The sequence below is a fragment of the Streptomyces sp. AP-93 genome, from assembly GCF_022808175.1.
Classification (GTDB): domain Bacteria; phylum Actinomycetota; class Actinomycetes; order Streptomycetales; family Streptomycetaceae; genus Streptomyces.
Map to the genome: position 1 here is coordinate 445,010 of NZ_JALGBX010000001.1, position 26,918 is coordinate 471,927.

Annotated in this window: 28 protein-coding genes and 1 riboswitch; of the genes, 15 read left to right on the forward strand and 13 right to left on the reverse strand. The window is 71.8% G+C overall.

From position 1 onward, the window contains the following. Positions 1-336 precede the first annotated feature (336 nt). Positions 337-918 (reverse strand): hypothetical protein, encoded by a 582-nt coding sequence (locus MTF69_RS02120; protein ID WP_243330073.1) that lies wholly within the window; start codon positions 916-918, stop codon positions 337-339. After that, positions 911-1,690 (reverse strand): carboxylesterase, encoded by a 780-nt coding sequence (locus MTF69_RS02125; RefSeq protein ID WP_243330075.1) that lies wholly within the window; start codon positions 1,688-1,690, stop codon positions 911-913. Before MTF69_RS02125 ends, MTF69_RS02120 begins: the two co-directional genes overlap by 8 nt. A 163-nt stretch (positions 1,691-1,853) precedes the next feature. Between MTF69_RS02125 and MTF69_RS02130 the strand changes: the two genes are divergently transcribed. From MTF69_RS02130 to MTF69_RS02155, 6 genes are all read left to right on the forward strand, one after another. Then, positions 1,854-2,609, forward strand: coding sequence for a lysophospholipid acyltransferase family protein (locus MTF69_RS02130; protein WP_374322003.1), 756 nt, complete (start codon positions 1,854-1,856; stop codon positions 2,607-2,609). 38 nt (positions 2,610-2,647) lie between these two features. Continuing rightward, complete coding sequence (gene macS, locus MTF69_RS02135; protein WP_243330079.1) at positions 2,648-3,856, forward strand: MacS family sensor histidine kinase; 1,209 nt, start codon at positions 2,648-2,650, stop codon at positions 3,854-3,856. An 86-nt stretch (positions 3,857-3,942) separates the two neighbouring features. Beyond that, the gene (locus MTF69_RS02140; RefSeq protein ID WP_243330446.1) at positions 3,943-4,587 is read left to right on the forward strand and encodes a response regulator transcription factor; all 645 of its coding nucleotides are present in this window, start codon (positions 3,943-3,945) and stop codon (positions 4,585-4,587) included. Between the two features lie 172 nt (positions 4,588-4,759). Beyond that, positions 4,760-5,788, forward strand: a complete 1,029-nt coding sequence (locus MTF69_RS02145) for a 6-phosphofructokinase (RefSeq protein WP_243330081.1) — start codon at positions 4,760-4,762, stop codon at positions 5,786-5,788. A gap of 102 nt (positions 5,789-5,890) precedes the next feature. Then, a complete protein-coding gene (locus tag MTF69_RS02150; protein WP_243330086.1) occupies positions 5,891-6,892 on the forward strand; it encodes a 2-hydroxyacid dehydrogenase in 1,002 nt (333 codons plus the stop codon). Positions 6,893-6,983: 91 nt separating this feature from the next. Continuing rightward, positions 6,984-7,265, forward strand: a complete 282-nt coding sequence (locus tag MTF69_RS02155; RefSeq protein WP_243330088.1) for a hypothetical protein — start codon at positions 6,984-6,986, stop codon at positions 7,263-7,265. 21 nt (positions 7,266-7,286) lie between these two features. Here the strand turns inward: MTF69_RS02155 and MTF69_RS02160 are convergent, their stop codons facing one another. Continuing rightward, the gene (locus MTF69_RS02160; RefSeq protein ID WP_243330089.1) at positions 7,287-9,197 is read right to left on the reverse strand and encodes an anthranilate synthase family protein; all 1,911 of its coding nucleotides are present in this window, start codon (positions 9,195-9,197) and stop codon (positions 7,287-7,289) included. 552 nt (positions 9,198-9,749) lie between these two features. Here MTF69_RS02160 and MTF69_RS02165 point away from each other — a divergent pair. After that, the gene (locus tag MTF69_RS02165; protein ID WP_243330091.1) at positions 9,750-11,105 is read left to right on the forward strand and encodes a class II 3-deoxy-7-phosphoheptulonate synthase; all 1,356 of its coding nucleotides are present in this window, start codon (positions 9,750-9,752) and stop codon (positions 11,103-11,105) included. A 169-nt stretch (positions 11,106-11,274) separates the two neighbouring features. Next, positions 11,275-11,553 carry a bacterioferritin-associated ferredoxin gene (locus MTF69_RS02170; protein ID WP_243330093.1) on the forward strand — a complete coding sequence of 93 codons (279 nt, stop codon included), beginning with the start codon at positions 11,275-11,277 and terminating at the stop codon, positions 11,551-11,553. Positions 11,554-11,568: 15 nt separating this feature from the next. On the opposite strand, the gene bfr is transcribed toward MTF69_RS02170, so the two are convergent. After that, positions 11,569-12,045, reverse strand: coding sequence for a bacterioferritin (gene bfr, locus MTF69_RS02175; RefSeq protein WP_112446344.1), 477 nt, complete (start codon positions 12,043-12,045; stop codon positions 11,569-11,571). 173 nt (positions 12,046-12,218) lie between these two features. Between bfr and MTF69_RS02180 the strand changes: the two genes are divergently transcribed. Next, on the forward strand, positions 12,219-12,851 hold the full coding sequence (locus MTF69_RS02180) for a sulfite oxidase-like oxidoreductase (RefSeq protein ID WP_243330094.1): 633 nt from the start codon (positions 12,219-12,221) through the stop codon (positions 12,849-12,851). A 40-nt stretch (positions 12,852-12,891) separates the two neighbouring features. Here MTF69_RS02180 and MTF69_RS02185 read toward each other — a convergent pair whose 3' ends face one another. From MTF69_RS02185 to pknB, 3 genes are all read right to left on the reverse strand, one after another. Beyond that, complete coding sequence (locus tag MTF69_RS02185) at positions 12,892-13,446, reverse strand: DUF4396 domain-containing protein (RefSeq protein ID WP_243330095.1); 555 nt, start codon at positions 13,444-13,446, stop codon at positions 12,892-12,894. 88 nt (positions 13,447-13,534) lie between these two features. Continuing rightward, positions 13,535-14,410, reverse strand: a complete 876-nt coding sequence (locus MTF69_RS02190; RefSeq protein ID WP_243330096.1) for a deoxyribonuclease IV — start codon at positions 14,408-14,410, stop codon at positions 13,535-13,537. 9 nt (positions 14,411-14,419) lie between these two features. Beyond that, positions 14,420-16,339: a Stk1 family PASTA domain-containing Ser/Thr kinase gene (pknB, locus tag MTF69_RS02195; RefSeq protein WP_243330097.1), complete on the reverse strand. Its 1,920-nt coding sequence runs from the start codon at positions 16,337-16,339 to the stop codon at positions 14,420-14,422. Positions 16,340-16,597: 258 nt separating this feature from the next. Between pknB and MTF69_RS02200 the strand changes: the two genes are divergently transcribed. Further along, positions 16,598-17,053 (forward strand): GNAT family N-acetyltransferase, encoded by a 456-nt coding sequence (locus MTF69_RS02200; RefSeq protein WP_243330098.1) that lies wholly within the window; start codon positions 16,598-16,600, stop codon positions 17,051-17,053. 53 nt (positions 17,054-17,106) lie between these two features. Here MTF69_RS02200 and MTF69_RS02205 read toward each other — a convergent pair whose 3' ends face one another. The 3 genes from MTF69_RS02205 to thiO all read right to left on the reverse strand — a co-directional run bounded on the left by MTF69_RS02205 (position 17,107) and on the right by thiO (position 19,314). Next, positions 17,107-17,901 (reverse strand): thiazole synthase, encoded by a 795-nt coding sequence (locus MTF69_RS02205; protein WP_243330099.1) that lies wholly within the window; start codon positions 17,899-17,901, stop codon positions 17,107-17,109. Between the two features lie 4 nt (positions 17,902-17,905). Next, complete coding sequence (gene thiS, locus MTF69_RS02210) at positions 17,906-18,106, reverse strand: sulfur carrier protein ThiS (protein WP_243330100.1); 201 nt, start codon at positions 18,104-18,106, stop codon at positions 17,906-17,908. Further along, the gene (gene thiO, locus MTF69_RS02215; protein WP_243330101.1) at positions 18,103-19,314 is read right to left on the reverse strand and encodes a glycine oxidase ThiO; all 1,212 of its coding nucleotides are present in this window, start codon (positions 19,312-19,314) and stop codon (positions 18,103-18,105) included. The genes thiS and thiO overlap by 4 nt, the downstream gene beginning before the upstream one ends. Continuing rightward, positions 19,312-19,424, reverse strand: a riboswitch (TPP riboswitch). Its footprint overlaps the gene before it by 3 nt. 158 nt (positions 19,425-19,582) lie before the next feature. Here thiO and MTF69_RS02220 point away from each other — a divergent pair. The 5 genes from MTF69_RS02220 to MTF69_RS02240 all read left to right on the forward strand — a co-directional run bounded on the left by MTF69_RS02220 (position 19,583) and on the right by MTF69_RS02240 (position 24,268). Then, on the forward strand, positions 19,583-20,827 hold the full coding sequence (locus MTF69_RS02220; RefSeq protein WP_243330103.1) for an FAD-dependent oxidoreductase: 1,245 nt from the start codon (positions 19,583-19,585) through the stop codon (positions 20,825-20,827). Positions 20,828-21,176: 349 nt separating this feature from the next. Then, positions 21,177-21,542, forward strand: a complete 366-nt coding sequence (locus tag MTF69_RS02225) for an Rv2175c family DNA-binding protein (RefSeq protein WP_243330105.1) — start codon at positions 21,177-21,179, stop codon at positions 21,540-21,542. A gap of 89 nt (positions 21,543-21,631) precedes the next feature. Continuing rightward, entirely contained in the window at positions 21,632-22,282 is a 651-nt protein-coding gene (gene thiE, locus MTF69_RS02230; RefSeq protein WP_243330108.1) for a thiamine phosphate synthase, read from the forward strand. A 112-nt stretch (positions 22,283-22,394) separates the two neighbouring features. Beyond that, positions 22,395-23,309 carry a methylenetetrahydrofolate reductase [NAD(P)H] gene (metF, locus tag MTF69_RS02235; protein WP_243330109.1) on the forward strand — a complete coding sequence of 305 codons (915 nt, stop codon included), beginning with the start codon at positions 22,395-22,397 and terminating at the stop codon, positions 23,307-23,309. A gap of 50 nt (positions 23,310-23,359) precedes the next feature. Next, a complete protein-coding gene (locus MTF69_RS02240; protein WP_243330111.1) occupies positions 23,360-24,268 on the forward strand; it encodes a hypothetical protein in 909 nt (302 codons plus the stop codon). A 13-nt stretch (positions 24,269-24,281) separates the two neighbouring features. Here MTF69_RS02240 and MTF69_RS02245 read toward each other — a convergent pair whose 3' ends face one another. From MTF69_RS02245 to MTF69_RS02255, 3 genes are all read right to left on the reverse strand, one after another. Further along, positions 24,282-25,685: an NAD(P)/FAD-dependent oxidoreductase gene (locus tag MTF69_RS02245; protein WP_243330113.1), complete on the reverse strand. Its 1,404-nt coding sequence runs from the start codon at positions 25,683-25,685 to the stop codon at positions 24,282-24,284. A gap of 10 nt (positions 25,686-25,695) precedes the next feature. After that, positions 25,696-26,310 carry a DUF4126 domain-containing protein gene (locus MTF69_RS02250; protein WP_243330115.1) on the reverse strand — a complete coding sequence of 205 codons (615 nt, stop codon included), beginning with the start codon at positions 26,308-26,310 and terminating at the stop codon, positions 25,696-25,698. Positions 26,311-26,428: 118 nt separating this feature from the next. Next, a complete protein-coding gene (locus MTF69_RS02255) occupies positions 26,429-26,830 on the reverse strand; it encodes a DUF3040 domain-containing protein (protein ID WP_243330117.1) in 402 nt (133 codons plus the stop codon). Between the last annotated feature and the right edge of the window lie 88 nt (positions 26,831-26,918).

A 26,918-nucleotide genomic window follows, 5' to 3' on the forward strand; every position in this document is an offset into this window, starting at 1 on the left:
CGACGGGGCTGGAAGGGCCGGGGGCGGCTGGAAATAGCCCGGGCAATCCACCGCGGTGCGCGCAGCGCTGCGCGCACGTGCACCCCGAGGCCGGCCAAAACCCGGCCCCGCCGGCGTTTGAGGCGATCTTTTCAGCCCGTCCGGCGCTTGAGGACCGGGTCCGGGCAGCGCCCGGGGAACGGTGGAAGGGCGGGTAGGGGACTTCGCCCCGCAGGGCCGGCCACCTGCACCCGCCCACCGGCCCGCGCAGCGGAACAGCGGAACAGCGGAACGGCGGGAGCGGTCCGGGCTCCGCGTAGCGGAATGCCGCGGCGGCGGAGCAGCCAGGGCCTCGGGCTAGACCACCGCGCCCCGACCGGGGTCGTCGTCCTCGTCATCGCCCGTGGACATCCGCGCGACCAGCGTGGCGAAGCCGCCCAGGAAGCCGCCGACGCCCAGCGTCGTCAGCCACCAGGTCATCTCCCACTGGAGCAGCACCGCCAGGAGCAGCAGGACCGGTCCGCCCACCACCGCCAGCCAGGCGAACTTCGACGTCGTGTCCGCCTCCGGCAGCTCCGGCTCCGGGGGTACGAAGTGCCCCTCGTCCTTCGCGGTCCCGGGGGAGTCGTCGGGGTCGGCCAGGGAGTGGTCCCGCGGCCCCGCCCCCGCGCCGCCCACGCCCGGGGCGAACACCACCGAGCTGCCCAGAGCCGCCGCAGGCGGTTCCGGGGCGGCCGGGCTCGCCGGGTCGGCCGGGGGCACCGGGCCCGCCGCCGGTTTCACGTCCTCCTCCGGCAGGAGGAGGTTCTCGATCGGCCGGAACGGTCTCGCGCCCGGCGGATCCGCCGGCTCCTGGCCGTAGCCGGCCACGATCGCCGCCCACGCCGCTTCCTCGTCCAGCGGGGGAACACCCCCGGACGACTCCTCGTGCTCAGCCACCGCTGGCCGCCCCCTCCCTGCCCAAGCTCTCCGACAGCCGTCCGACGAACGCGTAGCTGTCCGCGAAGATCCGCTCCGCGTCATGGTCCAACGTCGCGACGTGGTAACTCTGTTCCAGCAGCGTCTCGGTGACGTCCGTCGAGGACACCCGCGCCAGGATCCGCGTCGAGTCCGTCGGCCGCACCACGTGGTCCTGCGGGCTGTGCAGCAGCAGCAGCGGCTGTGTCACCTGCGGCAGTTCGGTGTCGAGCATCTGCAGGAACTTCCGCAACGAGTGCGCGGCCCGGGTCGGGACCCGGTCGTAGCCGACCTCGTCCGTACCGGGCTTCGCGATGTCGCTCGCGATGCCCGGCCTCGACCGGATGAAGTGCTTGACCACCGGCAGGGCCACGGCCAGCGGGTCGTGGATCTTGTTGACCGGGTTGACGAGGACGATCCCGCTGATGCTGTCCCCGTGCTTCGCCGCCAGTCGCAGCGTCAGCGCGCCGCCCATCGACAGCCCGAAGACGAACACCTGATCGCAGCTGTCGAGCAGCTCCCGCAGCGCGCGGTCCACCTCGGCGTACCAGTCCTGCCAGCCGGTGAGCTGCATGTCCTGCCAGCGCGTCCCGTGCCCGGGGAGCAGGGGCAGCGACACCGTCAGTCCCTGCGCGGCCAGATGGTCGGCCCAGGGCCGCATCGACTGGGGGGAACCGGTGAAGCCGTGGCAGAGGAGGACGCCGACCTTTCCGCCCTCGTGGCGGAACGGCTCGGCTCCAGGGAGGACGGGCACCAGGGTCTCCTTCGAGGGGGGTGTGGGGTGCGTAGCGCTGTGTGACTTCACCGTACGCGACGGGGGTGGCACCGACCAGGGTCGTCGGACGGCTCCGGGGACGACCAGGGGATAAGGTCTGTTCGACAGACACAGGAAGGCTTTCGAGTTGATCTACGGCGCAATGAAGTTCTCGATCGGCGGTTCCCTGAAGCTCGCCTTCAGGCCGTGGGTGGAGGGCCTCGAGAACATTCCCGCAGAGGGGCCGGCGATCCTCGCGAGCAACCACCTGTCCTTCTCCGACTCCTTCTTCCTCCCGGCCGTGCTGGACCGGAAGGTGACCTTCATCGCGAAGGCGGAGTACTTCACCTCCCCGGGCGTCAAGGGCAAGCTGACGGCCGCCTTCTTCAAGGGCGTCGGCCAGCTCCCGGTGGACCGTTCGGGTGCGCGCGGGGCCGGCGAGGCCGCCATCAAGAGCGGCATCGACGTCATCGAGCGCGGAGAGCTGTTCGGTATTTACCCCGAGGGGACGCGTTCACCCGACGGCCGGCTGTACCGCGGCAAGCCCGGCGGTCTGGCCCGGGTGGCGCTGGCCACCGGCGCGCCCGTGATCCCCGTCGCGATGATCGACACGGAGAAGATCCAGCCGCCCGGCAAGGTGGTGCCCAAGCTGATGCGCCCGGGCATCCGGATCGGCAAGCCGCTGGACTTCAGCCGCTACCACGGCATGGACGGGGACCGCTTCATCCTCCGCTCGGTGACCGACGAGGTCATGTACGAGATCATGAAGCTCTCCGGCCAGGAGTACGTCGACATCTACGCGACGGCCGCCAAGCGCCAGATCGCCGACGCGGAGAAGGCCGCCGCCAGGAGCGAGAAGGCCGGGAAGGCGGAGGGCGCGGAGAAGGCCGGCCCGGCCGCCGCGGACAGCGACAAGTAGCAGCACACGGGCGGGACCGCCCGTACGGGGTGGGGGAGATGGCGAAGCGCGAGCGCGTCGTACGCATGTCGGTCGAGCAGCCGCTGTGGCGTGCACTGACGGCCTATCGGCTGCTCACCATGGTCTACGCGGCGCTGCTGTTCGCCTCCGCCTACAAGCAGTTCGACCGCCCCTGGATCGCGGCCTCCTACCTCGCCTTCCTGGCGGGCTGGACCCTGGTCACCCTCCCGAAGGTGGCCAACGCCGCCAGCTGCACCAAGCGGTTCCTGGGCGCCGACCTCACCGTCGCCTGCGTCGGGATCCTGCTCACCCCGCTCGCGGACACCCACGCGCGGATCGTGGACGGCGGCCCCACGCTCCCCACCATATGGACCGCGGGCTCCGTCCTCGCCTTCGCCATCAAGGGCGGCTGGCGCTGGGCCTGTTTCGCCTCCAGCTTCGTCGCCGCGGCCAACCTCGTGCAGCGCGGCGAGCCCACCCGGGACACCCTGCACAACGTGCTGCTGGTCTGGGTGGCCTCCATCGCCATCGGCTACGTCGTCGAGGTGGCGCGGGCCAGCGAGGCGACCCTCGCCCGCGCCCTGGAGATCGAGGCCGCCACCCGCGAGCGCGAACGCCTCGCCCGCGACATCCACGACGGGGTCCTCCAGGTCCTCGCCATGGTCCAGCGGCGCGGCACCGAACTGGGCGGGGAGGCCGCCGAGCTGGGCCGGATGGCGGGCGAACAGGAGGTCGCGCTGCGCACCCTGGTCTCCAGCGGACTGGCGCGCCCCTCCCGGATCTCCCGCGACGAGGCGCTCGGCGCGATCGTGGCCGCCTTCGAGGTGGAGGATCCCGGCGAGGAGGAGGGCGAGCTCGATCTGCGGACCCTCCTCGCCCCGCACGCCGGCTCGCGGGTGAGCTTCGCCGAACCGGGCACCCCGGTGCCCTTGCCGGTGCCCGCGGCGCGGGAGCTGGCCGCCGCGGTCGGGGCCGCCCTCGACAACGTGCGCAAGCACGCGGGCGAGGGGGCCAGCGCCTGGATCCTGGTCGAGGACTGGGGCGACGAGGTGATCGTGACCGTCCGCGACGACGGCCCGGGCATCCCGGCCGGCCGGCTCGACCAGGCCGAGGGCGAGGGCCGGATGGGAGTGGCCCTGTCCATCCGGGGCCGGCTCCGCGACCTCGGCGGCAGCGCCGAGCTGGTGTCCGTCCCGGGGCAGGGCACCGAAGTGGAACTGAAAGTACCGAGGGGGAGCACCCAGTGAACGAGTCGAGCGGGCAGAGCGGGCAGAACGGGCCGGGCGGGCAGAGCGGGCCGGGCGGGCAGAGCGACCTGGCCGGGATCAAGGTCATGGTCGTGGACGACCATCCGATGTGGCGGGACGCGGTGGCCCGCGACCTGTCCGCCGCCGGCTTCGACCTGGTGGCCACCGCGGGCGACGGACCCGAGGCCGTACGCCGGGCCCGCGCGGCGTCCCCGCACGTCCTGGTCCTCGACCTCAACCTGCCCGGCATGCCCGGGGTCCAGGTCTGCAAGGAGCTGGTCGGCGCCAACCCGGCGCTGCGGGTCCTCGTGCTCTCCGCGAGCGGCGAGCACGCCGACGTCCTGGAAGCGGTGAAGTCGGGCGCGACCGGCTACCTGCTGAAGTCCGCGGGCGCCCAGGAGCTCATCGACGCCGTGCGCCGCACGGCGGCCGGCGACCCCGTCTTCACCCCGGGCCTGGCCGGCCTGGTCCTCGGCGAGTACCGGCGCCTGGCCACCGACCCGGCGCCGGCCGCTTCCGACGAGCCGAAGGCCCCGCAGCTCACCGACCGGGAGACCGAGGTGCTGCGGCTGGTGGCCAAGGGGCTTTCGTACAAGCAGATCGCGGAACGGCTGGTCATCTCCCACCGCACCGTGCAGAACCACGTGCAGAACACCCTGGGCAAGCTCCAGCTGCACAACCGGGTGGAGCTCGTCCGGTACGCGATAGAGCGGGGCCTCGACGACGCGTAAGGCGGGCAGGGGGCGAGGCAGCCGCTCGTACGAGTGAACGGGCGTACGCAACGCCCCGCGATTCCCCCGGAATTGACCCTTCCCGGCATCTTGCTGTGACCTGAGTCACCACTAGCGTGACGGTCATGCGGGCCCCGCGGCCTCAGCGGGCCCTGTGGCGAAGGGAAATTCCATGAAGGTCGGAGTGCTGACGGGCGGCGGCGACTGCCCCGGGCTCAACGCGGTGATCCGCAGTGTCGTGCGCAAGGGCGTGCAGGAGTACGCCTACGATTTCGTCGGTTTCCGGGACGGCTGGCGCGGCGCGGTCGAAGGCTGCACCGTCCCCCTCGACATCCCCGCCGTCCGCGGGATCCTGCCGCGCGGCGGGACCATCCTCGGCTCCTCGCGCACCAACCCGTTCAAGCTGGACGACGGCGTCCGCCAGATCAAGGAGAACCTCGCCAAGTACGAGGTCGACGCCCTCGTCGCGATCGGCGGCGAGGACACCTTGGGCGTGGCCGCGAAGCTCTACGAGGAGTACGGCATCCCCTGCGTCGGGGTCCCGAAGACCATCGACAACGACCTGTCGGCCACCGACTACACCTTCGGCTTCGACACCGCCGTCGGCATCGCCACCGAGGCCATCGACCGGCTGCACACCACCGCCGAATCGCACATGCGGGTGCTGGTCGTCGAGGTGATGGGCCGGCACGCCGGCTGGATCGCCCTGCACTCGGGGCTCGCGGGCGGCGCCAACGTCATCCTCATCCCGGAGCAGCGCTTCGACGTGGACCAGGTCTGCGCCTGGGTCAGCTCGCGGTTCAAGGCGAGCTACGCTCCGATCGTGTGCGTCGCCGAGGGCGCGATGCCCAAGGACGGCGACATGGTGCTGAAGGACGGGACGAAGGACTCCTTCGGGCACGTGCGGCTGTCGGGCGTGGGCGAGTGGCTGGCCAAGGAGATCGAGGCGCGGACCGGCAAGGAGGCCCGTACGACCGTACTCGGACACGTCCAGCGGGGCGGCACCCCGAGCGCGTTCGACCGGTGGCTGGCCACCCGCTTCGGGCTGCACGCGATCGACGCGGTGCGCGACGGGGACTTCGGGAAGATGGTCGCGCTGAAGGGGACGGACATCGTGCGGGTGCCGATCGCCGAGGCGACGGCGAAGCTGAAGACGGTGGACCCGGCGCTGTACAAGGAGGCCGGAGTGTTCTTCGGCTGAGTGGTCGGCTACCCGGCTGGGCCGCAGGGCGGGTCGGGACCATGGGTCGTAAGGTGACAAACGACCCATGGTCCGATTCTTTGGCGCAGTACGGGAGCGAACGTGGAAATCCTGGCATTCGGGGTGCAGGGAGACGAGAAGCCGCTCATCGAGAGGGCCTTCGCGGGACAGCACGAGGTGCGCTGCCTCGACGTCTTCCTGAGCGAGGACACCGCCCCCATCGCGGCCGGGTACGAGATCGTGTCGTCGAGCGTCAACGCGGACCTGAGCGGCCGGGTGCTGCGGACCCTGGCGGCGGGCGGGACGAAGATGATCGCCCAGCGCTCGACCGGCTTCAACAACATCGACCTGGACGTCGCGCGGCAGCTCGGCCTGACGGTCAGCCGGGTGTCGTACTACTCCCCGTACTCGGTGGCCGAGTTCGCGTGGACCCTGGCCATGGCGGTGAACCGGCGGATCGTCCGCGCCTCGAACCGGACGCGGGACTTCGACTTCCGGCTGAACGGCCTGATGGGCCGCGACATGCGCGGCCGCACGGTGGGCGTGCTCGGCACCGGCAAGATCGGCGAGGCGTTCACCCGGATCGCGCACGGGTTCGGCATGAACCTGCTGGGCTGGGACGTGGCGCAGAACCCGGCGTGCGTGGAGCTGGGCATGAAGTACGTGGACAAGGACGAGCTGTTCGCGTCCTCGGACCTGATCAGCCTGCACGTTCCGCTGCTGGAGTCCACGCACCACATCATCGGCGCCGAGGCGCTGAAGACGATGAAGGACGACGCGATCCTGGTGAACTCCAGCCGCGGCGGTCTGGTGGACACGGACGCGCTGGTCACGGAGCTGCGGTCCGGGCGCTTCGCGGGGGTGGGCCTCGACGTGTACGAGGCGGAGGCCGGGCTCTTCTTCCTGGACAAGTCCCTGGTGGTCGTCGAGGACGACACCCTGGCCCGGCTGATCACCTTCCCGAACGTGGTCGTCACCTCCCACCAGGCGTACTACACCCACGACGCGGTGGGCCAGATCATCGACACCACGGTCGCCAACGTCGCGGACTACCTGGCGGGCCGCCGCTCGGAGAACACCCTGAGCCCCGCCGTTCCCTCCTGACGCCCCCCGGGCCGTGGCTTCGGCCCTCCGCGCGGCGCCTCGGTACGGGGCGCCGCGCGGAGGGGCGGGGGCAGGGCCTAGATTCGGCCGCGTGACCATACCTGCCGTCTTCTTCTGGATCCTGCTGGCCTTCGCGGCCGTACAGCTCGTCTACGCCGCCCGGGCGCTGCCGCGCGCGCTCCGGGCCGGACCCGGCGCCCGGACCGACCCGTGGCTGACCTTCACCGACCACGTGCTGTCGATCCCGCTCACCGTCTTCCTCGCGCTGGGCGAGATGGAGGCGGCGTTCTACGCGACGCTCCTGCTGGGCCCGGTCCTCACCTGGAGCCTGGTCCGCTCCTTCCGCTCCGCCACCGCGTCGAAGGAGGCCTAGCGGCCTGGTGGCCTGGTGCGGCTAGGCCTCGGCCGGGGCCCGGACCCCGGCGATCAGCTCGCGGACCAGTTCCGCGCCGCGCAGGGTCAGGACCGACTCCGGGTGGAACTGGACCCCCGCGAAGCCGCCGGAGGCAGAGCGCAGCGCGTGGACCTCACCCGTGACGGGGTCCCGGGAGACCTCGATGCCCCGCAGGGCCAGGGACCGCTCCCGCTCCGCGGAGCAGTGCGCCGCGTACGTGTTGTAGAAGCCGACGACCTCCTCGGCCCCGAACAGCGGGATCCGCGTCTGCGCCCCCTGCGCCGGCTCCGCCTTGCGGACCAGCGGGAGCCCCAGCTCGGCGGCCAGCAGCTGGTGGCTGAGGCAGACCCCGAGCAGCCCGCCCCGGTGCGAGGTCAGGAGCTCGGCCGCCAGCTCGCGCATCGTCCGGATCTTCGGGTCGCCGAAGTCGGCCGGGTCGCCCGGGCCGGGGCCGAGCACGACCGGCCCGTCCCAGGCCAGGGCGGCCGCCCGCAGACCCGGGTCGTCGTAGCGGCGTAGGGTCACCTCCAGCCCGGCCACCCGCAGCACGTGGCCCAGCATCGAGGTGAAGGTGTCCTCCCCGTCCACCACCAGCGCGTGGCCCGTCACCTCCGCCGGCCGCTCCTGCATCCGCAGCCAGAACGGCGCCAGGTCCTCGCGCCGTGCCGCCAGGGCCGCCTGCACGCGGGGGTCGTCGGCCAGCCGCGGCCCGCTGAAGGAGGGCGGCACCGCCGCCGGGCGCACGCCCAGCGCCGCCAGCACCCCCGCCGCCTTCGCGTGCGTCTCCGCCACCTCGCCCGCCGGGTCGGAGTGGCGTACGAGGGTGGCCCCGACGGGCACCCGCAGCGTGCCGTCCGGGGCGATGTCCGCCGTGCGGATGAGGATGGGGGAGTCGAGGGTCTGGGCGCCCGAGGCGTCGAGGCCCAGCAGGGCCAGCGCGCCCGCGTAGTAGCCGCGGCCGCCCGTCTCGTACCGCTCGATGACCCGGCAGGCGTTCTGCACCGGCGATCCGGTCACCGTCGCCGCGAACATGGTCTCCTTCAGGACCTCGCGGACGTCCAGGGAGGAGCGGCCGCGCAGCTCGTACTCGGTGTGCGCGAGGTGCGCCATCTCCTTGAGCCGGGGACCGACGACCACCCCGCCCATGTCCCCGACCGTGCACATCATCTTGAGCTCCTCGTCCACCACCATGGACAGCTCCTCGGTCTCCTTGCGGTCCCCGAGGAAGGTGAGGAGGGAGTCGGCCGTCGGCCCCCCGGCCGGATAGCGGTACGTACCGCTGATCGGGTTCATCACGACCGTGCCCCCGGACATCCGCACGTGCACCTCGGGGCTGGCCCCGACGAGGGTGCGGTCCCCGGTGTGGACCACGTACGTCCAGTACGCGCCCCGCTCGCCCTCCAGCAGCCGCCGGAACAGCGCCAGCGCGTCGGCGCGGCCGAAGCCCTCGATCCGGCCCCCGTAGGTGCGCCGGATGACGAAGTTCGCGCCCTCGCCCCGGCCGATCTCGTCCTCGATGACCCGACGGACGGTGTCCGCGTACTCCTCGTCGGGGACGTCGAAGCCGCCGTCGTCGACCCGCACCGTGTGGGCCGGCAGCGCGGCCAGCGCCTCGGCGAGCGGGATCTCGTACTCCTCCTCGGCGACCAGCACGCTCAGCGGCGTGCCGTCGTCGCGCACGTCGAACCCGCGCTCCCGCATCTGCCGGAAGGGGACGAGGGCCAGGGCGGGCCGCTCGCCGACGGGCAGGTCGGCCAGGTGCCGGGCCTCGTGGACCGGGCCGATCAGCACCTCGACGGTGTCGTGGTCGCGGCCGGGCGTGCGGCGGCGCAGCAGCGCGAAGGGCGGGCAGGTGTCGTCGAGCAGGCGGCTCAGGTGCGGGTGCGAGTACGAGTGCGAGTGCGCGTGCATGGAGTGGGCGTCCTATCCGGTTCCGGAGGGTGGGACGGCCCAGGTGTTCCAGCGGAAACACGGAAGGCCGCCCCTCGGGGCGGCCTTCGTTTCGCTCGTGTCTTCAGGTACGCGCGAGAAGTGGGCCGCCGGGAGCGGGCCACCACCAGTTCTTGTTGGAGTGCGCGTACATGCCGTGAACCCTAGCCCAAGCGGGCTAGTGTAGTGAACGGGTCAGTAACACATTGAATCCTCCCCCAGCCGAAGCGGGGGGATTCCTGGCTCACGCTGCTTGATCGCTCAGCGAGCGACCGAGTCTTCCACGATCAACACCAGCCGGGTTGAAACCAGCCCGGGTGTATGAAGTTATGTAGGTGCTCGTGTCGGCTTGGTTCTCGCTCGGCACGTTGTACGCGCTTGGTTCTCGCAGCGCACGACATGCACGTTACCCAGGGGTGGTTCGCCTTTGGGGCGAAACGGCGCTTCTCGCCATGCGCACATCCGTGCGAGACATCCGTCTCACGTAGTGGTCTCCGACCGGGACGTGCGGTGTGACGCCGTAATGTGTGTGGGGTGACCGTGAACGCAGAAACCCAAGCCCCCGCCTCCAAGGCGACCTGGCGAGACCTTCCCGCGGCGCAGCAGCCTTCGTACCCCGATGCCGAGGCCCTGCGCGCTGTTGTCGCGGACCTCGAGTCGTATCCTCCCCTCGTTTTCGCGGGCGAATGCGACCAGCTGCGCGCCCGTCTGGGAGCCGTCGCCAAGGGCGAGGCGTTCCTGCTGCAGGGCGGCGACTGCGCCGAGGCCTTCGATGCCGTCTCCGCCGAACACATCCGCGCCAAGCTGAAGACGCTGCTCCAGATGAGTGCCGTCCTGACGTACGCGGCCTCCGTGCCGGTGGTCAAGGTCGGCCGCATCGCGGGCCAGTACTCCAAGCCGCGCTCCAAGGACACCGAGACCCGCGACGGCATCACCCTGCCGACCTACCGCGGCGACTCCGTGAACGGCTTCGCCTTCACCGAGGCGTCCCGCGTCCCGGACCCCGAGCGCCTGAAGCGCATGTACCACGCGTCGGCCTCCACGCTGAACCTGGTGCGCGCCTTCACCACCGGCGGTTACGCCGACCTGCGCCAGGTGCACGCCTGGAACCAGGACTTCGTGAAGAACTCCCCGTCCGGGCAGCGCTACGAGCAGCTCGCGCGGGAGATCGACAACGCGCTGAACTTCATGAAGGCCTGCGGCACCGACCCGGCGGAGTTCAAGGCCGTCGAGTTCTACGCCTCCCACGAGGCGCTGCTCCTCGACTACGAGGGCGCCCTCACCCGTACGGACTCCCGCACCGGGCGGCTGTACGACACCTCGGCCCACATGGTCTGGATCGGTGAGCGCACCCGTCAGCTCGACCACGCGCACATCGAGTTCTGCTCGCAGATCGCCAACCCGATCGGCATCAAGCTCGGCCCCACCACCACCGTGGACGAGGCGCTCACCTACGTCGACCGCCTCGACCCCGACCGCGAGCCGGGCCGGCTGACCTTCGTCGTCCGCATGGGCGCCGACAAGGTCCGCGACAAGTTCCCCGAGCTCGTCGAGAAGGTCACCGCTTCCGGTGCGACCGTCGCCTGGGTCACCGACCCGATGCACGGCAACACCTTCGAGGCGGCCTCCGGCCACAAGACGCGCCGTTTCGACGACGTGCTCGACGAGGTCAAGGGCTTCTTCGAGGTCCACAAGGCCCTCGGCACCCACCCGGGCGGCATCCACGTCGAGCTCACCGGTGACGATGTCACCGAGTGCGTGGGCGGCGGCGACGAGATCTTCGTCGACGACCTGCACCAGCGCTACGAGACGGCCTGCGACCCGCGCCTGAACCGCAGCCAGTCCCTGGACCTGGCGTTCCTCGTCGCCGAGATGTACCGCGACCAGTAAGAGTGGGCGCAGTGTGAGCACCGACGCGTGACGGCGGATGGGGCGCGGATCGAATGTGATCCGCGCCCCATCGTCGTTCCCGGCTCTTTTAGGGAACCCTAAGTTTGGGTATGGTTAGGTAAGCCTCACCGAATAGGGGATGGCTCGCCGAACCATTCCTGCCAGGGAGGTGAACCGCGTGTACGTCTGCTCTTGTTTCGGGATCACCGACAAGCAGGTCAAGGACCACGCGGCCGCCGGTGCCTGCACCCCCCGCCAGATCGCCTCGGCGACGAAGGCCGGCACCGACTGCGGGTCCTGCGTGCGAACCATCCAGGGCCTCCTCGGCCGCGGGGCCTGCCCGCGCCGTGAGCTGCTGGAGAAGGGCGACGCCGCCGCCGTGCTCGCGGCCGATCCGCTGGTACCGGCACTGGTACCGGCTGGTGCAGAGCTCGCCGAAGCCGCGTAGGGCGCCCCGCAAGGACTAGCTCGGCTGCTCGATGAGCTGCGCGATGTAGAGCGCCTCGCCGATGGACTCGATGAGCTCCAGCTGGGTGTCGAGGTAGTCGATGTGGTGCTCCTCGTCCTCCAGGATCTCCTCGAAGAGCCGCGCCGAGGTGACGTCACCCTTGCCGCGCATGACCTCGATGCCGCGCTTGAGGCGGTCGATCGCCTCGACCTCGACCTGCCGGTCGGCCTGGAACATCTCCGTCAGCGTCTGGCCCACGCGGACGTGGAAGAGGCGCTGGTAGTTCGGCAGACCGTCGAGCATGAGGATGCGCTCGGTGATCTTGTCCGCGTGCTTCATCTCATCGATGGACTCTTCGCGCGTGTACTTGGCGAGCTTGGTCCAGCCCTTGTTGTCCTGGATCCGGTAGTGGAGCCAGTACTGGTTGATGGCCGTAAGTTCGCCGGTCAGCTGCTCGTTGAGAAACTCGAGGACCTCGGGGTCGCCCTGCATCGCAGAGGCTCCTTCCAAGCAATGTCAGCAATGTGACGGGGCAGGTGCGCGCATCCTTGCACCGCCACAGGAGGCCGTCCAGTAAGTGCCTCCTTAGTGGGAGTTACCTGGACTTGCCCGAATCCGGGCGAAGCTGGTCATGACCACCCCGCCAAGTCTGTCACCATGGAGACATGGGTCAGCCGGAAAGCCGGGAATCTCCGGGATCAGAGCAACTGGAGCTTCCCCCGGGGCAGCGGTTGCAGCGAGGCTGGCCGGTCACCCACTACGGACCGGTACCCAAGTTCAAGCCCGAGCGCTGGGAGTTCCGCGTCTTCGGCGCGACGGCCGACGGTGAGAAGCACTGCTGGAACCACGAGGAGTTCGCGGCCCTGCCGTTCGACTCCGTCGAGGCGGACCTGCACTGCGTGACGAAGTTCAGCATGACCGGCGCCGAATGGGGCGGCGTGCTCACCCGTACGATCCTCGCCCTCGCTCCTCCGTCCCCGCAGGTCACGCACGTGATGGTGTGGGCCGAGTACGGCTTCAGCTCCAACATGCGCCTCGCGGACTTCGCCTCCGAGCGGGCCGTCTTCGCCACCCATCAGGGCGGTGAACTGCTCACCGCCGAGCACGGTTTCCCGCTCCGGCTGGTCGTGCCGCACCTCTACGCGTGGAAGGGCCCCAAGTGGGTCCGCGGCATCGAGTACATGACCGCCGACCGCCGCGGCTTCTGGGAGGAGCGCGGCTACCACAACATCGGCGACCCCTGGCGCGAGCAGCGCTACTCGTACCAGGAGGAGCCGGGGGACGGCCCCGAGCTGTAGTCCCGCAGGTCAGGGGCGCGCGGTTTGGCAGGTCAGGGGATCAGTGGTGGTACTGGTGGACCACCGCGTGGCCCTTGCCGCGGCCGATCAGCCACTTGTTGACCGGCGTCGTGACGATGAAGGCCACCGCGAAGGCGATCGCGAGCGCCGTCCAGAACAGCGCGTCCGACAGCATCGCGTCCATGGCTCCGGGCCAGAGCAGGAGCACCCCGTTGTCGATCACTTCCATGACGGTGATCGAAAGGGTGTCCGCCGCCAACGCCACCCGGATGGCCGTACGGAAGTCCAGGCCGGCGGAGCGGATCCCGCGCAGGGTGAGCGCGTAGCCGAAGACGAACGCCAGGGTGATCGCGAGGACCATCGTCGGGGCGTTCCCCCAGCCGAGTGCCGTGCCGATGACCATGCCGAGCACCTCTCCGATGGCGCACCCGGTGAGGCAGTGGAGCGTGGCCTGCGCGGCGGCGGCCCAGGTGACCTTCCCGCCGCCCGTGGTGTGGTGGTGGCCGTGGTGCTCGTGCCCCGCGTGGCCTTGCTGCTGCTGCTGGTGCTGCTGCCCCTGGTGGTGCTCGTGCTGCTGCTCGTGCGCGTGTTCCATGACAACCCCCTGGCGTGGCACGCCGGATAGCGGCTCTGTCGGTCGATATGACAGAACCGTATACCCCCCAGGGGTATTCCTCAACAGATCAGCCGAGCTCGCGCAGCTCCTTCAGCAGCGCCACGTCCGCCGCGTGCCCTTCCTTGCCGCCGGGCGTCTCGGTGATCAGGGGTACGCCCTCCATCGCCGGATGCGTGAACAGTTCCGCGAAGGCGTCCCGGCCGATGTGGCCCTGCCCGATGTTCTCGTGCCGGTCCTTGTGGGCGCCCACGCCCTCCTTGGAGTCGTTGGCGTGCACCAGCTTCAGCCGGCCCTCGCCCACCGTGTCCACCAGCAGGTCAAGCGTCTGCTTCGTCCCGCCCGGCTCCGCCAGGTCGTGCCCGGCCGCGAAGATGTGGCAGGTGTCGAGGCAGATCCCCAGCATCGGATGGCGGTCGAGGGCGTCGAAGTACGGGCCGAACTCCTCGGCGGTCGAGCACAGCGAGGAACCCTGCCCGGCCGTGGACTCCAGCAGCAGGAAGGGGTCGTCGTCATGGGTCAGCTCGTCCAGCAGCGGCAGCATGTGCTCCCTGATCTGCGCGTACGCCGCCTCGCGCGGCCGCCCGCCGGTCGCCGAGCCGGTGTGCACGACCACCCCGAGCGCGCCGATCGCCCGGGCCCGGCGCAGCGAGTGCCGCAGCGATTCCACGGACTTCAGGGCGGTCGCCTCGGTGTGCGAGCCGAAGTTGATCAGGTAGGGCGCGTGGACGTAGGCCGGGATCCCTTCCGCCGCACAGGCCTCGCGGAACAGCTCGTCCTGCGCCGGATTGCCGACCGGGGTGGCCCAGCCGCGCGGATTGGCGACGAAGACCTGGACGGCCTCGGCACCCATCTCGCGGGCGTACGCCAGCCCCACCGAGGCGAGCCCGCCCGCGACGGGCACGTGCCCGCCGACTGGATTGCGGCCCATTGAATTGTTGTTCATGGCGTGCTGTTACAGCCCCTTGGTCCTGATGGTGATCGTGCTGCCCTCGGCGGCGTTCTGGCCCGCGGGGACCGACTGGGAGTCGACGGTGTTGCTGAAGGAGAGGAAGGGCCTGTCGACCTTCACCTTGAAGCCCAGGCCCTCCAGGGTTGCGCGGGCCGCGTCGACCTCCTGGTCGGTGACGTCCGGGACCGGGATCTGGCGGGGACCCTTGGATACGGTGAGGGTGACCGTGTCGCCCGTGGCGGCCTGGGTGCCGGCGCCGATCGACTGGTTGGCGACCGTACCGGCGGGGGAGGGGGAGTTGACCGCCTCCGGGGCCGTCTCCACCTTCAGGCCGAGGCCCTCCAGGGTGGAACGGGCCTGGTCGAGGGAGGCGCCCGTGACGCGGGGGACCGGCACCGGGCGGCCCTTGCTGACGACCATCGCGACCACGGTGTCCAGGGCCCGCTTCTGGCCGCCCGTCGGGTCCGTGCTGATCACGGAGCCCTGCGCGACGTCCTGGCTGAAGGCCTGCGTCACGGCGCCCGGCGTCAGGCCGGCCGAAGTCAGCTCGGCCTTCGCGGCCTCCAGGGGCTTGCCCTTGAGGTCGGGAACGATCACGACTTCGGGCCCGCGCGAGATGGTGAGCGTCACCGCGCCGTTGCCGCGGATGCGCTTGCCCCCGGCGGGGTCGGTGTTCATCACGGTCCCCTTGTCGAAGGCCGCGCTGAACTTCCGGTCGATCCGCTTCACCCCGAGCCCGGCCGCCGAGAGCTGGGACTTGGCCTCCGTCTCGGTCTTGCCGAGCAGGTTCGGGACCTTGGTGAACTGGCCGGAGCTGATGTACCAGACGCCCGTACCGAGGCCGAGGAAGAGCAGGACGCCGAGCACGGTGAGCAGCACGCCGGGACGGCGGAACCGGGCGGCGGCCGGCGCCGACGCCGGCGCCGGGGGCAGGGGCAGGGGCGGAGCCGCGAGCCGGGAGGTGTGGGACACGGGCTCGGCGTGCGAGGTCACCGGGCGGGGGATCACGCTGGTGCGGTCCTCGGCGGCGGTCCGCTCCGCGGCGCGGGCCTGCGGCGGTACGGCATCCAGCTCGGCGTCGCCGAGCTGCGCGCGGGCGTCCATGGCCAGCCCGAGGAGGGCGGCGGCGTCGTAGGGGCGCAGATCGGGGTTGCGCGCGGTGGCCTGGGCGACGAGCTCGTCCAGCGCGGCGGGCAGCCCGGGGACGGCGGCAGAAGGGGGCGGAACGTCCTCGTTGAGGTGCTGGTAGAGCACCTGGGCGGGGTTGGCGCCGGTGTGCGGCTTGGAGCCGGCGAGCATCTCGTAGAGGACGACACCGCAGGCGTAGACGTCCACGCGGGTGTCGGCGACGCCGTTCTCGATCTGCTCGGGTGCGAGGTAGGAGACGGTGCCGAGGACGGACCCGGTGGTGTTGGTCACGGAGTCCACGGACCGGACCAGCCCGAAGTCGGCCACCTTGACCCGGCCGTCGTCGCCGATCAGCACGTTCTCGGGCTTCATGTCCCGGTGTACGAAGCCGGCCCGGTGTGCGGCGCCGAGGGCGGCGAGCACCGGTTCGAGGATGTCGAGGGCCGCGCGGGGCTGGAGCGCGCCGCGCTCGCGGAGCACGTCGCGCAGCGTGCAGCCGGAGACGTACTCCATGGCGAGGTACGTGTACGGGCCGTGCGTGCCCTGGTCGAAGACGGCCACGACGTTGGGGTGGGCCAGGCGGGCCACGGACTTCGCCTCACGGATGAACCGGTCGACGAAGCCGGGGTCGGCGGCGAGGGCCGGGTGCATCACCTTCAGCGCGAGGACCCGGTCCAGGCGGGTGTCGACGGCCCGGTAGACCGTGGCCATGCCGCCGGCCGCGATGCGGGCGTCCACGCGGTAGCGGCCGTCGAGCGTCTGCCCGACGAGGGGGTCATCCAGGGTCGTGTCCACCCGGCGATTCTACGAGGGTCGCTCGGACTCCCGTCCCGGGTGGTGGGTGCTTGCAGCCCATCTGTGACGTGGTGCGGGGCCCTCGCCCCAGGCGCTGGACATCGCATCGCCTCAGAGGTCTGAACGCCCGGCGCGGGTGCGCTGTTCGAGCGTGGCAAACTCGTCGAGCGTTCTGAGGGCCGGCCCCGATCCCATGTGGCCTGGTGAACGCGATGCGGCACCCCGTGGCACCGAGTGACCAGAAGAAGGAGGAGCACAGTGAAGATCGTGGTCGACGACCTCTCGGGCCCCGAGGTCGCCAGGTTCCTGGACGAGCATGTCCGGCAGATGCGGTCCATCACGCCTCTGGAGAGCAAGCACGCCCTCGATCTCGATGCCCTCCGCAAGCCCGAGATCACGTTCTGGTCAGTGAGGGATGGCGATGCCTTGGTGGGCTGCGGTGCGATCAAGAGGCTGGACGCGGGCCACGCAGAGCTGAAGTCGATGCGCACTGCACCCATACGCAAGCGGAGCGGGATCGCCTCCCTGCTGCTGGAGCACATCATCGCCGAGACCAAGCGCATGGGTTTCACGCGACTGAGCCTGGAGACCGGTACGGCCGAGTTCTTCCTACCAGCCAGGAAGCTGTACGAGAAGTTCGGCTTCATCCCCTGCGCGCCGTTCGCTGACTACCAGCCCGACCTGAACAGTACGTTCATGACAAGAAAGTGCTAAAGGCCGGCCCGAATCCCTCTCTCCCCCCACCCGCGGGAACCCGTACCGCCCCCTCAGAACGCCGGGCGTTCCGGGTCGAGGGTGGCGCGGCCCTCCACCGGGGAGGAGGCTTCCGCGAAGCGGCGTTGGGGGATGCGGCCCGCGCGGTGGGCCAGGCGGCCCGCCGATACCGCGTCCCGCATGGCCGCGGCCATCAGGACGGGGAGCTGCGCCCGGGTCACCGCCGAGGCGAGCATGACCGCCGCGCAGCCCAGCTCCATGGCCAGGGCCACGTCCGAGGCCGTTCCGGCCCCCGCGTCCAGGATGACCGGCACCCCGGCCCGCTCGGTGATCAGCTCGAAGTTGTGCGGGTTGCGGATGCCCATGCCGGAGCCGATGGGGGAGCCGAGCGGCATGATCGCCGCACAGCCCACGTCCTCCAGTTTGCGCGCGAGGACCGGGTCGTCGTTGGTGTAGGGGAGGACCGTGAAGCCCTCGTCGACCAGGATCTCCGCCGCGTCGAGCAGTTCGACCCCGTCCGGGAGGAGGGTGCGTTCGTCCGCGACGACCTCCAGCTTGATCCAGTCCGTGCCGAGGGCCTCGCGGGCCAGCCGGGCCGTCAGTACGGCCTCGCCCGCCGTGAAGCAGCCCGCGGTGTTCGGCAGGACCGAGATGCCGAGGCGGGTCAGGACGGACAGGACGGAGCCCTGGACCGTCGGGTCCAGGCGCCGCATAGCGACCGTGGTGAGTTCCGTGCCGGACGCGACCAGCGCCCGTTCCAGGATGTCCAGGCTCGGCGCCCCGCCGGTGCCCATGATCAGGCGCGAGGAGAAGGTCCGGCCGGCGAGGGTGAAGAGGTCGTCCGCCATGTGCTCAGCCTCCCTGGACCGCGGTGAGGACCTCGACGCGGTCGCCGTCGGTCACGGAGGTGTAGGGCCACTGGCCGCGCGGCACCACGGTCTCGTTGAGGGCGGCCGCGACCCCCTTGGTGGCCTCGGTGAGGGTGGCGACCACCGTGGCGAGCATGGTCCCGTCCGCGATCTCGCGCGGCTCGCCGTTGACGGAAATGGTCATGCGAACGACTCCTGTCGCGTGAGGGTGGACGTGAGGGTGGACGTGAGGGCGAAACGGCGCGGGGTGAAGGGGCGGGCGATCTCCGGCAGTTCGCCGGTGGTCAGCAGGTCCGCCATCACGTCCCCGGTCAGCGGGGTCAGCAGGACCCCGTTGCGGTAGTGCCCGGTGGCCAGGTGCAGCCCGGGGAGTTCGGTCGGGCCGAGGAGGGGGGCGTTGTCCGGCGATCCGGGCCGCAGCCCGGCCCGGGTCTCCACCAGGGGGAGTTCGGTGATCCCCGGCACCAGTTCGTGGGCGTCGCGCAGGAGTTCGTAGACGCCGCCCGCGGTGACGGTGGTGTCCCAGCCGAGTTCCTCGCTGGTGGCGCCGAGGACGAGCTCGCCGTTTTCGCGGGGTACCAGATAGACGTGGCTGCCGCGCACCACGGCCCGTACGGTCCGCGACAGGAACGGGGCGTACGACGCGGGCACCGCGAGCCGCAGCACCTGCCCCTTCACCGGCCGTACGGGAGCCACGGCCTCGGGCGGTACGCCGTCCAGCCGGCCGCTGAGCGAGCCCGCCGCCAGCACCACCTGGTCGGCGCGCAGCTCCGTACCGTCCGCGTCGTCGAGGACCGCGCCGCAGGCCCGGTCGGTGGTGGTCAGCAGCCGCGCCGCCCCGGCGCGGTGCAGGGCGACCCCGGCCCGTTCGCAGGCGGCCAGCAGGGCGGCCGCGAGGCGGCGGGGATCGACCTGGTGGTCGCCGTCCACGCGCAGGCCGCCGCGTACGCCCGGAGCCAGCATCGGCTCCAGGCGGCGGCACTCGCGGCCGGTCAGCCACTCGGACTCCAGGCCGCAGCGGCGCTGGAGGGCGTGCAGCTCGCGCAGGTGCAGCCGGTCGTCGGCGTCGAGGGCGACGGCGAGGGTGCCGCAGGCGCGGTAGCCGATGTCCACGCCGCCGCTGGCTTCGGCGAGCTCGGCGGCGAATTCGGGGTAGCGGGCGGCGGAGGCGAGGTTGAGCCCGAGCAGGGTCTCCTCGCCGTAGTGCAGCTCGGTGACGGCGGCCAGCATGCCGGCCGCGACCTGGGCGGCGCCGCCGCCGGGGGCCGGATCGGCCAGCGCGGTGCGCAGCCCGCGCCGGGCCGCCCGCCAGGCGGTGACCAGGCCGATGATGCCGCCCCCGATGACGAGGACGTCGTAGCCGGGACTCCGGCCGTTCCTGGATGAATGCATGGGCGTCCAGCCCCTCCCTTCGCCGGCATGACCCGGATCAGGTTCGTACGGTCGGAGGCCGGCCAGCCTCCCTCTCAGCCCGGTGCGCCCGGACTCCCGCGATAGGTTCGGTGCCAGAGTAACGCCGAGGCCGACGGCCGGTAAGGCTGCCTCCCCGGTGCCGGTCCTCGCGCGCTCCTCGAGAGGTCCTCGCGCGGTCCCCGTCGGCTCCCCGGTAGGTCCCCGCCCGCTGTTCCTGGCGGATCGTCAGTTGATTAGGGTGTGCCGCGTGAGCGAGCAGACGCAACAGCAGACGCAGCAGGCGGACATCACTCGGAGCGGCGTGGTGATCGTCGGCGCCGGGATGGCCGGGGTCCAGACCGCGGTCGCCCTCCGGGAACAGGGCTGGACCGGCCCGGTCACCCTGCTGGGAGCCGAACCCCACCAGCCCTACGACCGGCCCCCGCTGTCCAAGGCGGTGCTCCTCGGCAAGGCCGAGGACTCGGCCTTCGACGTCGACTTCGAGGAGCTCGGCATCCAGCTCCGGCTGGGGGTCGAGGTCACCGGGCTGCGGGCCGCCGACCGGGAGGTGGACACCGAGGCGGGCCCGGTGCCGTACGAGTTCCTCGTGCTGGCCACCGGAGCCGTCCCGCTGACCCTGCCCGGCGCGGAGGGCGTCCCCGGGGTGCACCTGCTGCGCACCCTGGACGACGCGGCCCGGCTGCGGCCCGTACTGGCGGCCGGCTCGGCGGTGGTGGTGGTCGGCGCCGGGTGGATCGGCGCCGAATTCGCCACGGCCGCCCGTGAGGCGGGCTGCGCGGTGACGGTGGTCGAGGCGGCCGACCGGGTGCTGGCGGGCGCGCTGCCGGCCGAGGTCGCCGAGCCGATGGGGCGCTGGTACGCCCAGGAGGGCGCCGAGCTGCTGACGGGCGCGCGGGTGGCCTCCGTGGAGCCGGGCCGAGTCCTGCTGGCCGACGGGCGGGAGCTGCCGGCCGAGGCGGTGGTGGTGGGGATCGGCGCCCGCCCGGCCACCGGATGGCTGGCCGGGTCCGGCGTGGAGCTCGGCCCGGACGGCGCGGTCACCGCCGACGAGTGGCTGCGCACCTCGGCGCCCGGGGTCTACGCCGTGGGGGACTGCGCCTCCTTCCCGTCGGGGCGCTACCGGTCCCGGCTGCTCGTGCACCACTGGGACAACGCGCTCCAGGGGCCCCGGGTGGTGGCGGCGGACATCCTGGCCGGGGGCTCCGGGGAGCAGGTCTACGACCCGGTCCCGTACTTCTGGTCGGAGCAGTTCGGCCGCTTCGTGCAGTACGCGGGCCACCACGCCGGCGCGGACGCCCCGCTGTGGCGCGGCGACCCGGAGGCCGACACCTGGTCGGTGTGCTGGCTGCGGGAGGGCCGGCTGGCCGCGGTCCTCGCGGTGGGCCGCCCGCGCGACCTGGCCCAGGGGCGCCGCCTCATCGAGTCGGGCGCCCTCGTGGACCCGGCGAAGGTCGCCGACCCGGCGATCGCGCTGAAGTCCGCCGTCCTCTGACCCGGCGGGGGCCCGGCGGGGCACGGGCCGGGGCCGGTTCCGGCCGGGCCCCGCTCGCCCCGGCCCGGCCCCTGGGGGCGAAGTCCCCTACCCGCCCTTCGCCCGTTCCCCGGGGGCTTCGCCCCGGACCCCTCCCGGGGCTTCGCCCCGGACGCCGCGCCCCCGGCCTGGGCCTCGGGCCGGTCCCGTTCCGGGCCTGTCCGGGCTTGCGCCGGGTCTCGTGCGGGCCCGTCGGGGCCTGCTTTCGGCCCCGTCCGCGCCCTGTCCGCGCCCCGTCCGCGACCCGTCCGGACCCCGGACGGGGTCGCTCGGGTACCGGCAGTCAGTCCGAGATGGCAGGCTTGTGCTCGTGACCGAGATTGACGCAAAGATCGATGCCCTTGTTCCCGCCTGGCTGTACCTCCCCGACATCGCGGAGATGCTCGACATCGAAGTGACCAAGGTTCGCCAGCTGGTCAAGGAAGGTCAGCTGCTCGCGGTGCGCCGCGGCGAGAACCGCTCCCTCCAGGTCCCCGCGGCCTTCATCGACGGAGACAAGATCGTCAAGGGGCTGGTCGGCCTGCTGACCGTCCTGCGCGACGACCGCTTCACCGACGCGGAGATCCTGGAGTGGCTCTTCACCGCCGACGAGACCCTGCCCGGTACCCCCGTGCAGGCACTGAGCGAGAATCGCGGCACGGAGGTGAAGCGCCGCGCTCAGGCGCTCGCCATCTGACCTGACTCCGCCTCAAGCGCGGTGGGCGGGACCCCGGCCGGGGCCCGCCCACCGCGTACGTACGTACGACACACCACCCGGGGGTACCCATGTCCGCCATCGCCGCCCAGCTGTCCGATGCCCGGCTCTACCTGTGCACGGACGCCCGCAAGCGGCAGGGCGACCTCCCCGAGTTCCTGGACGCCGTCCTCGCCGGCGGGGTGGACATCGTCCAGCTCCGCGACAAGGGCATGGAGGCGGGCGAGGAGCTGGAGCACCTCCAGGTCTTCGCCGAAGCGGCCCGCCGCCACGGCAAGCTGCTCGCCGTCAACGACCGGGCCGACGTCGCACACGCCATCGGCTCGGACGTGCTGCACCTCGGGCAGGGCGACATCCCGGTACCCGCCGCCCGCGCCGTCCTGGGCCGGGAGGTCCTCATCGGACGCTCCTGCCACTCGGAGGCGGAGGTCGACGCGGCCGTCGCCGAGCCCGGCGTGGACTACTTCTGCACCGGCCCCTGCTGGCCCACCCCCACCAAGCCCGGCCGGTTCGCCCCCGGACTCGGCCTCGTCCGGCACGCGGCCTCCCTCGCACAGGGCCGGCCGTGGTTCGCCATCGGCGGGATCGACGCGGGGAACCTGGACGAGGTACTGGACGCGGGCGCCTCCCGCGTCGTGGTCGTACGGGCCCTCACCGAGGCCTCCGACCCCGGCGCCGCCGCCGCCGACCTCGCCAAGCGGGTCCGCGCCCGGCTCGGCTAGCAGGTCCCGGGCGGCCCCGGCCGCCCGCGCCGCGGCACCCCGCCGTCTCATTTTCGCGTCCAATCCGTGGACACCGCTTCGAGGGACACCGGACCGCGTCTAACCTCCCCGTATGGCCCTTGGTACCTCTTCCACCTGGTCGGACCGTGCACACACGGTCCGCGACCTCATCGCGTCCGGGCGCTCGTACTCCTTCGAGTTCTGGGCCCCCAAGACGGAGAAGGGCGAGCGCAACCTCTGGAACGCGCTCCGCCGGGTCGAGGCGGTGGCCCCGAGCTTCGTCTCCGTCACCTACGGGGCCGGCGGCTCCACCCGCGGCGGCACCGTCCGGGCCACCGAGCAGATCGCCGCGGACACCACGCTGACCCCGGTCGCGCACCTCACCGCCGTCGACCACTCGATCGCCGAGCTGCGCAACGTCATCGGGCAGTTCGCCGACGCGGGCATCCGCAACATGCTCGTCGTGCGCGGAGACCCGCCGGGCAACCCCATGGGCGAGTGGGTGCCGCACCCCGAGGGCGTGCACTACGCGGCCGACCTGGTCCGGCTGGTCAAGGAGTCCGGCGACTTCTGCGTCGGCGTCGCGGCCTTCCCCGAGATGCACCCGCGCTCCTCGGACTGGGATACGGACATCCGGCACTTCGTGGACAAGTGCCGCGCGGGCGCCGACTATGCGATCACCCAGATGTTCTTCGATCCGGAGCACTATCTCCGGATGCGCGACAGCGTCGAGAGGGCGGGCTGCGACACCCCGATCATCCCTGAGGTCATGCCCGTTGTGAACATCAAGCAGCTCGACCGGCTCCCGCAACTCAGCAACGCAATCTTCCCCGCGGCCGTGAAAGAGCGCATGCTCGCGGTCAAGGACGACGCGGCCGCTGTACGCTCCATTGGCATCGAGTTCGCCACGGAGTTCTGCGCGCGGCTGCTGTCCGAGGGTGTCCCGGGGCTGCACTTCATCACGCTGAACAATTCCACGGCGACGCTGGAGATCTACGAGAACTTGGGCCTGCACCAGCGGGCCTGACCGGCCGGCCCCGTTCCCCGCGCGGGCGGCCGTACCGAGAGGGGCCCCGCATGGGAATGACGGTCCTCTACATCGCGTTCGGTTTCGTCGCGCTGTGGCTGCTTGCCGAGGTCCTGATGCAGTACAAGGCCCGGCTGCGCTGGCGCCTGCTCGCCTTCGCCGGGTTCGTCGGCGTGGTCGCCGGCGTCGTGCTGCCGTCGGTGCTCGTCATCGGGGCCGGCGCCGTCGCGTTCGCGATCGGCCAGACGCTGGTGACCCTCTCCTTCCGCAAGGGCTTCGTGTCCGGCTGGGCGCTGCGCCGGGGCAAGGCTCCCGAGCCCGAGCTCCCGCAGAGCCGGCGCCGCCGCAGCGGGGGCGCACCGCGCCCGGAACCGGCGCTGGAGGTGACGGCCCTGGAGTACGGGCCCGACACGGCCGAGGACGAGGACTCCGACGAGGAGTCCGGCGCGTTCACCCCGGGGCCCGTCCGCGAACAGGACCAGGGGTACTACCCGGCGCAGCCGGCCGCCGACGCGGCCGCTTCGTACGGGATGCCCGGCGAGACCACCGCCTTCGCCTCCCCGTTCGTCCCGGCCGAGCAGGACGCCCACCAGTACGCGGCGTACTACGACCCGCAGACCCAGGGCGGCTACGACTACACCACCGGCTATCCGGCCCCCGGCGAGCAGCAGGTCTACGCCGCCTACTCGGACCCGTACATCGGCACCGGCGGAGCCGTCGCCCCGCAGCAGCCGTACGGCTACGCGACCCCGTACGGCGGCTACGCCCCGGACCCCTACGCCCCCGACCCGTACGCGACCGGGCAGCAGGAGCAGTACTCCATGGACACCCCGCCCGGCGGGGTCTGGGTCCCGCAGCAGCGCGACGTGAGCCAGCCCTACCCGGCGGAGGAGCCGCAGCAGCAGCCGTACCCGTATCCGTACCAGGGCACGGGCGAGTACGAGCAGTACCGCTACTGAGACGTGATCCGGCCTACCGCGAACCGCGGAAGTCCGCGCCCTCCACGATCAGCCCGGCCACCAGGGCCCCCGTCATCCCGGCGTGGGCCAGCCCGCCGCCCGGGTGCGCCCAGCCGCCGGCCAGGTACAGCCCGGGCACGGCGGTGACGTTCGCCGGGCGCAGCAGCCGGCCCCCGGCCCCGGCCAGCGCGGGCGCGGGCACCCGGCCGTCCACCGAACCCGTCGCCGCCTCGACGTCGGTCGGGGTGCGCAGCTCGTGCCACAGCAGCCGCTCCCGCAGCCCGGGGACGGCCCGCGCGGCCGCCGTCAGCAGGTCCTCGGCCGACGGAGCGGGCGCGGACGCCTCGGTCAGCACGGCGTGCACGGTGACCGCCTCGTGCGCGGCGTCCGGCCGGGTGGCCGGGTCGTCGGGGCGCAGTACGGTCACCGGGCCCAGCAGCGTGCGGTGCGCGGCGTCGGCGTCCCTGGCCCCGCGCAGCGCGGCGAACAGGGTGTACCAGCGGGCGGGTTCCGCCGTACGGGCGGACGCGGAGTCCGGGGCGAGCGGGATCCGCAGCCGGCCGGGGTCGGCCGCGCAGACCACGTGGTCGGCCGCGACCTCGGTGCCGTCGGCCGTCACCAGCCCGGCCGCGCGGCCCTCGCGCAGGAGCACCTCGCGCACCTCGACGCCGAACTCGAAGACGACCTTCCGCTCCAGGCACCGTTCGTACACGGCGCTGGCCAGCTCCCGGATCCCGCCGCGCACGTACCAGCTGCCGAAGGTCTGCTCCATGTAGGGCAGCACCGCCGCCGAGGCGGGCGCGGTCGCCGGATCGACCCCGTACGCCCGTACGCGGGAGGTGAGCAGTTCGTCGAAGCCGCCGCCGCCGAGCTCGCGGGCGGCGACCTCGGCCAGCGTGGGCGGGCGGCGGCGCAGCAGGCCGCTCCCGCGCAGCGCGGGGTACGGATCGCGGCCCAGCGCGGAGCGGTCCGGGTGCAGCGGCTCCTCCAGGAGCGGCCGGCGGGTGGCGTCCCAGGCGTCCCGGGCACGGCCCAGGACCGCGCTCCAGCGGTCCCCGGAGCCGGGTCCGAAGACCGCGTCGACGGCGGCGGCGGCGCCGCCGTGCGAGCCGCCGGGGAAGGTGAGCGTACGGCCGTCCGGGAGGAGGTAGCGGACGGCGGGGTCGATCTGGACGAGCTCCGCGCACTCCTCCAGCGGGCGCTTGCCGGTCTTGACGAACAGATCGCGGTAGACGGCGGGCAGGTGCACCAGCCCGGGGCCGGTGTCGAAGACGAAGCCGTTGCGGGCGTACCGGCCGACGGCTCCGCCGTAGGTCGTCCCGCGCTCGTACACCGTCACCTGATGTCCGGCCACGGCCAGCCGTGCCGCCGTCGCCATCGCGCCCATGCCGGCGCCGATCACCGCAATTCGTGCCATGCCGCTGAGCCTATCGAGCGACGCGGGCCATCTCGTCTGCGAGCCTCTTCTCCTCGCGGCGCTGGGCCCGGCGGCGCCGGAAGCGGCGGATCCGGGACCAGAGGTAGATCAGCAGGGCGAGACCGATGATCAGCAGGACGGCGCAGATGATCGCGGCGGCCTCAGGATTGAACATCGCGAAGGTGACGATCCCGCCCACACCGAGGTCCTCGGCGGTGCTCATGGCGACGTTGCTGAACGGCTCGGGCGAGGTGTTGATCGCCATGCGCGTGCCGGCCTTGACGAAATGGCTGGCCAGGGCGGTGGATCCGCCGACCGCGCCGGCGGTGATGTCGGAGAGCGAGCCGCTCTGCCCGGCCAGCAGCGCGCCGACCACGGCTCCGGACACCGGGCGGATCACGGTGTGGACGGTGTCCCAGAGGGAGTCGACGTACGGGATCTTGTCGGCGACCGCCTCACAGAGGAAGAGGGCTGCCGCCACGATCAGCACGTCGGTGCGTTGCAGGGACGCGGGGACCTCGTCGGTCAGGCCGGTCCTGCCGAAGATGCCGAGCAGCAGGACCACGGCGTATGCGTTGATCCCACTGGCCCAGCCGCTGGTGAAGACCAGGGGGAGCACACTCATCTGGTCATCATGTCCCAGAAGCCGTGATCCGGCGCGGCCCCCCAGACTCCTTCCGGGGAACAGCGAAGGGACAGCCGCCTTCCGGCGGCCGTCCCTTCACCCGAGTCTGTCGGTGGGGCTACTGCCCCGGTTCGTCACGGCGGCGCTGCCACCGTTCCTCGATACGGGTCATCATCGACCGACGCTGCCGGTTCTGCCCTTGGGGCGAACCGCCTGCACTGCCGGAGGCGGGTTGCTCACCAGGCTTGGGTGCCTTGCGCCAACCGGTGACCACGAGCACCGTACAGCCCAGCATGACGAGGAACCCCACCACGCTGATCCACAGTACGTTCGGCACGATCACACCGGTCATGAGGAGCGCGATACCCACCACAATGCCTGCGACTGCCTGGTAAACCCGTCGCCGGGTGTACGTGCGCAGTCCGCTTCCCTCAAGCGCTGTAGCGAATTTGGGATCTTCGGCGTACAGCGCTCGCTCCATCTGCTCGAGCATTCGCTGCTCGTGCTCCGAGAGCGGCACGGGAGTCCTCCTCATCCGTCGGTCGCGGGGGGTAGCGACCAGGGGTCCCCTTCAGGATAGGCGGGGAATCGCCCCCGTGATACCCGCC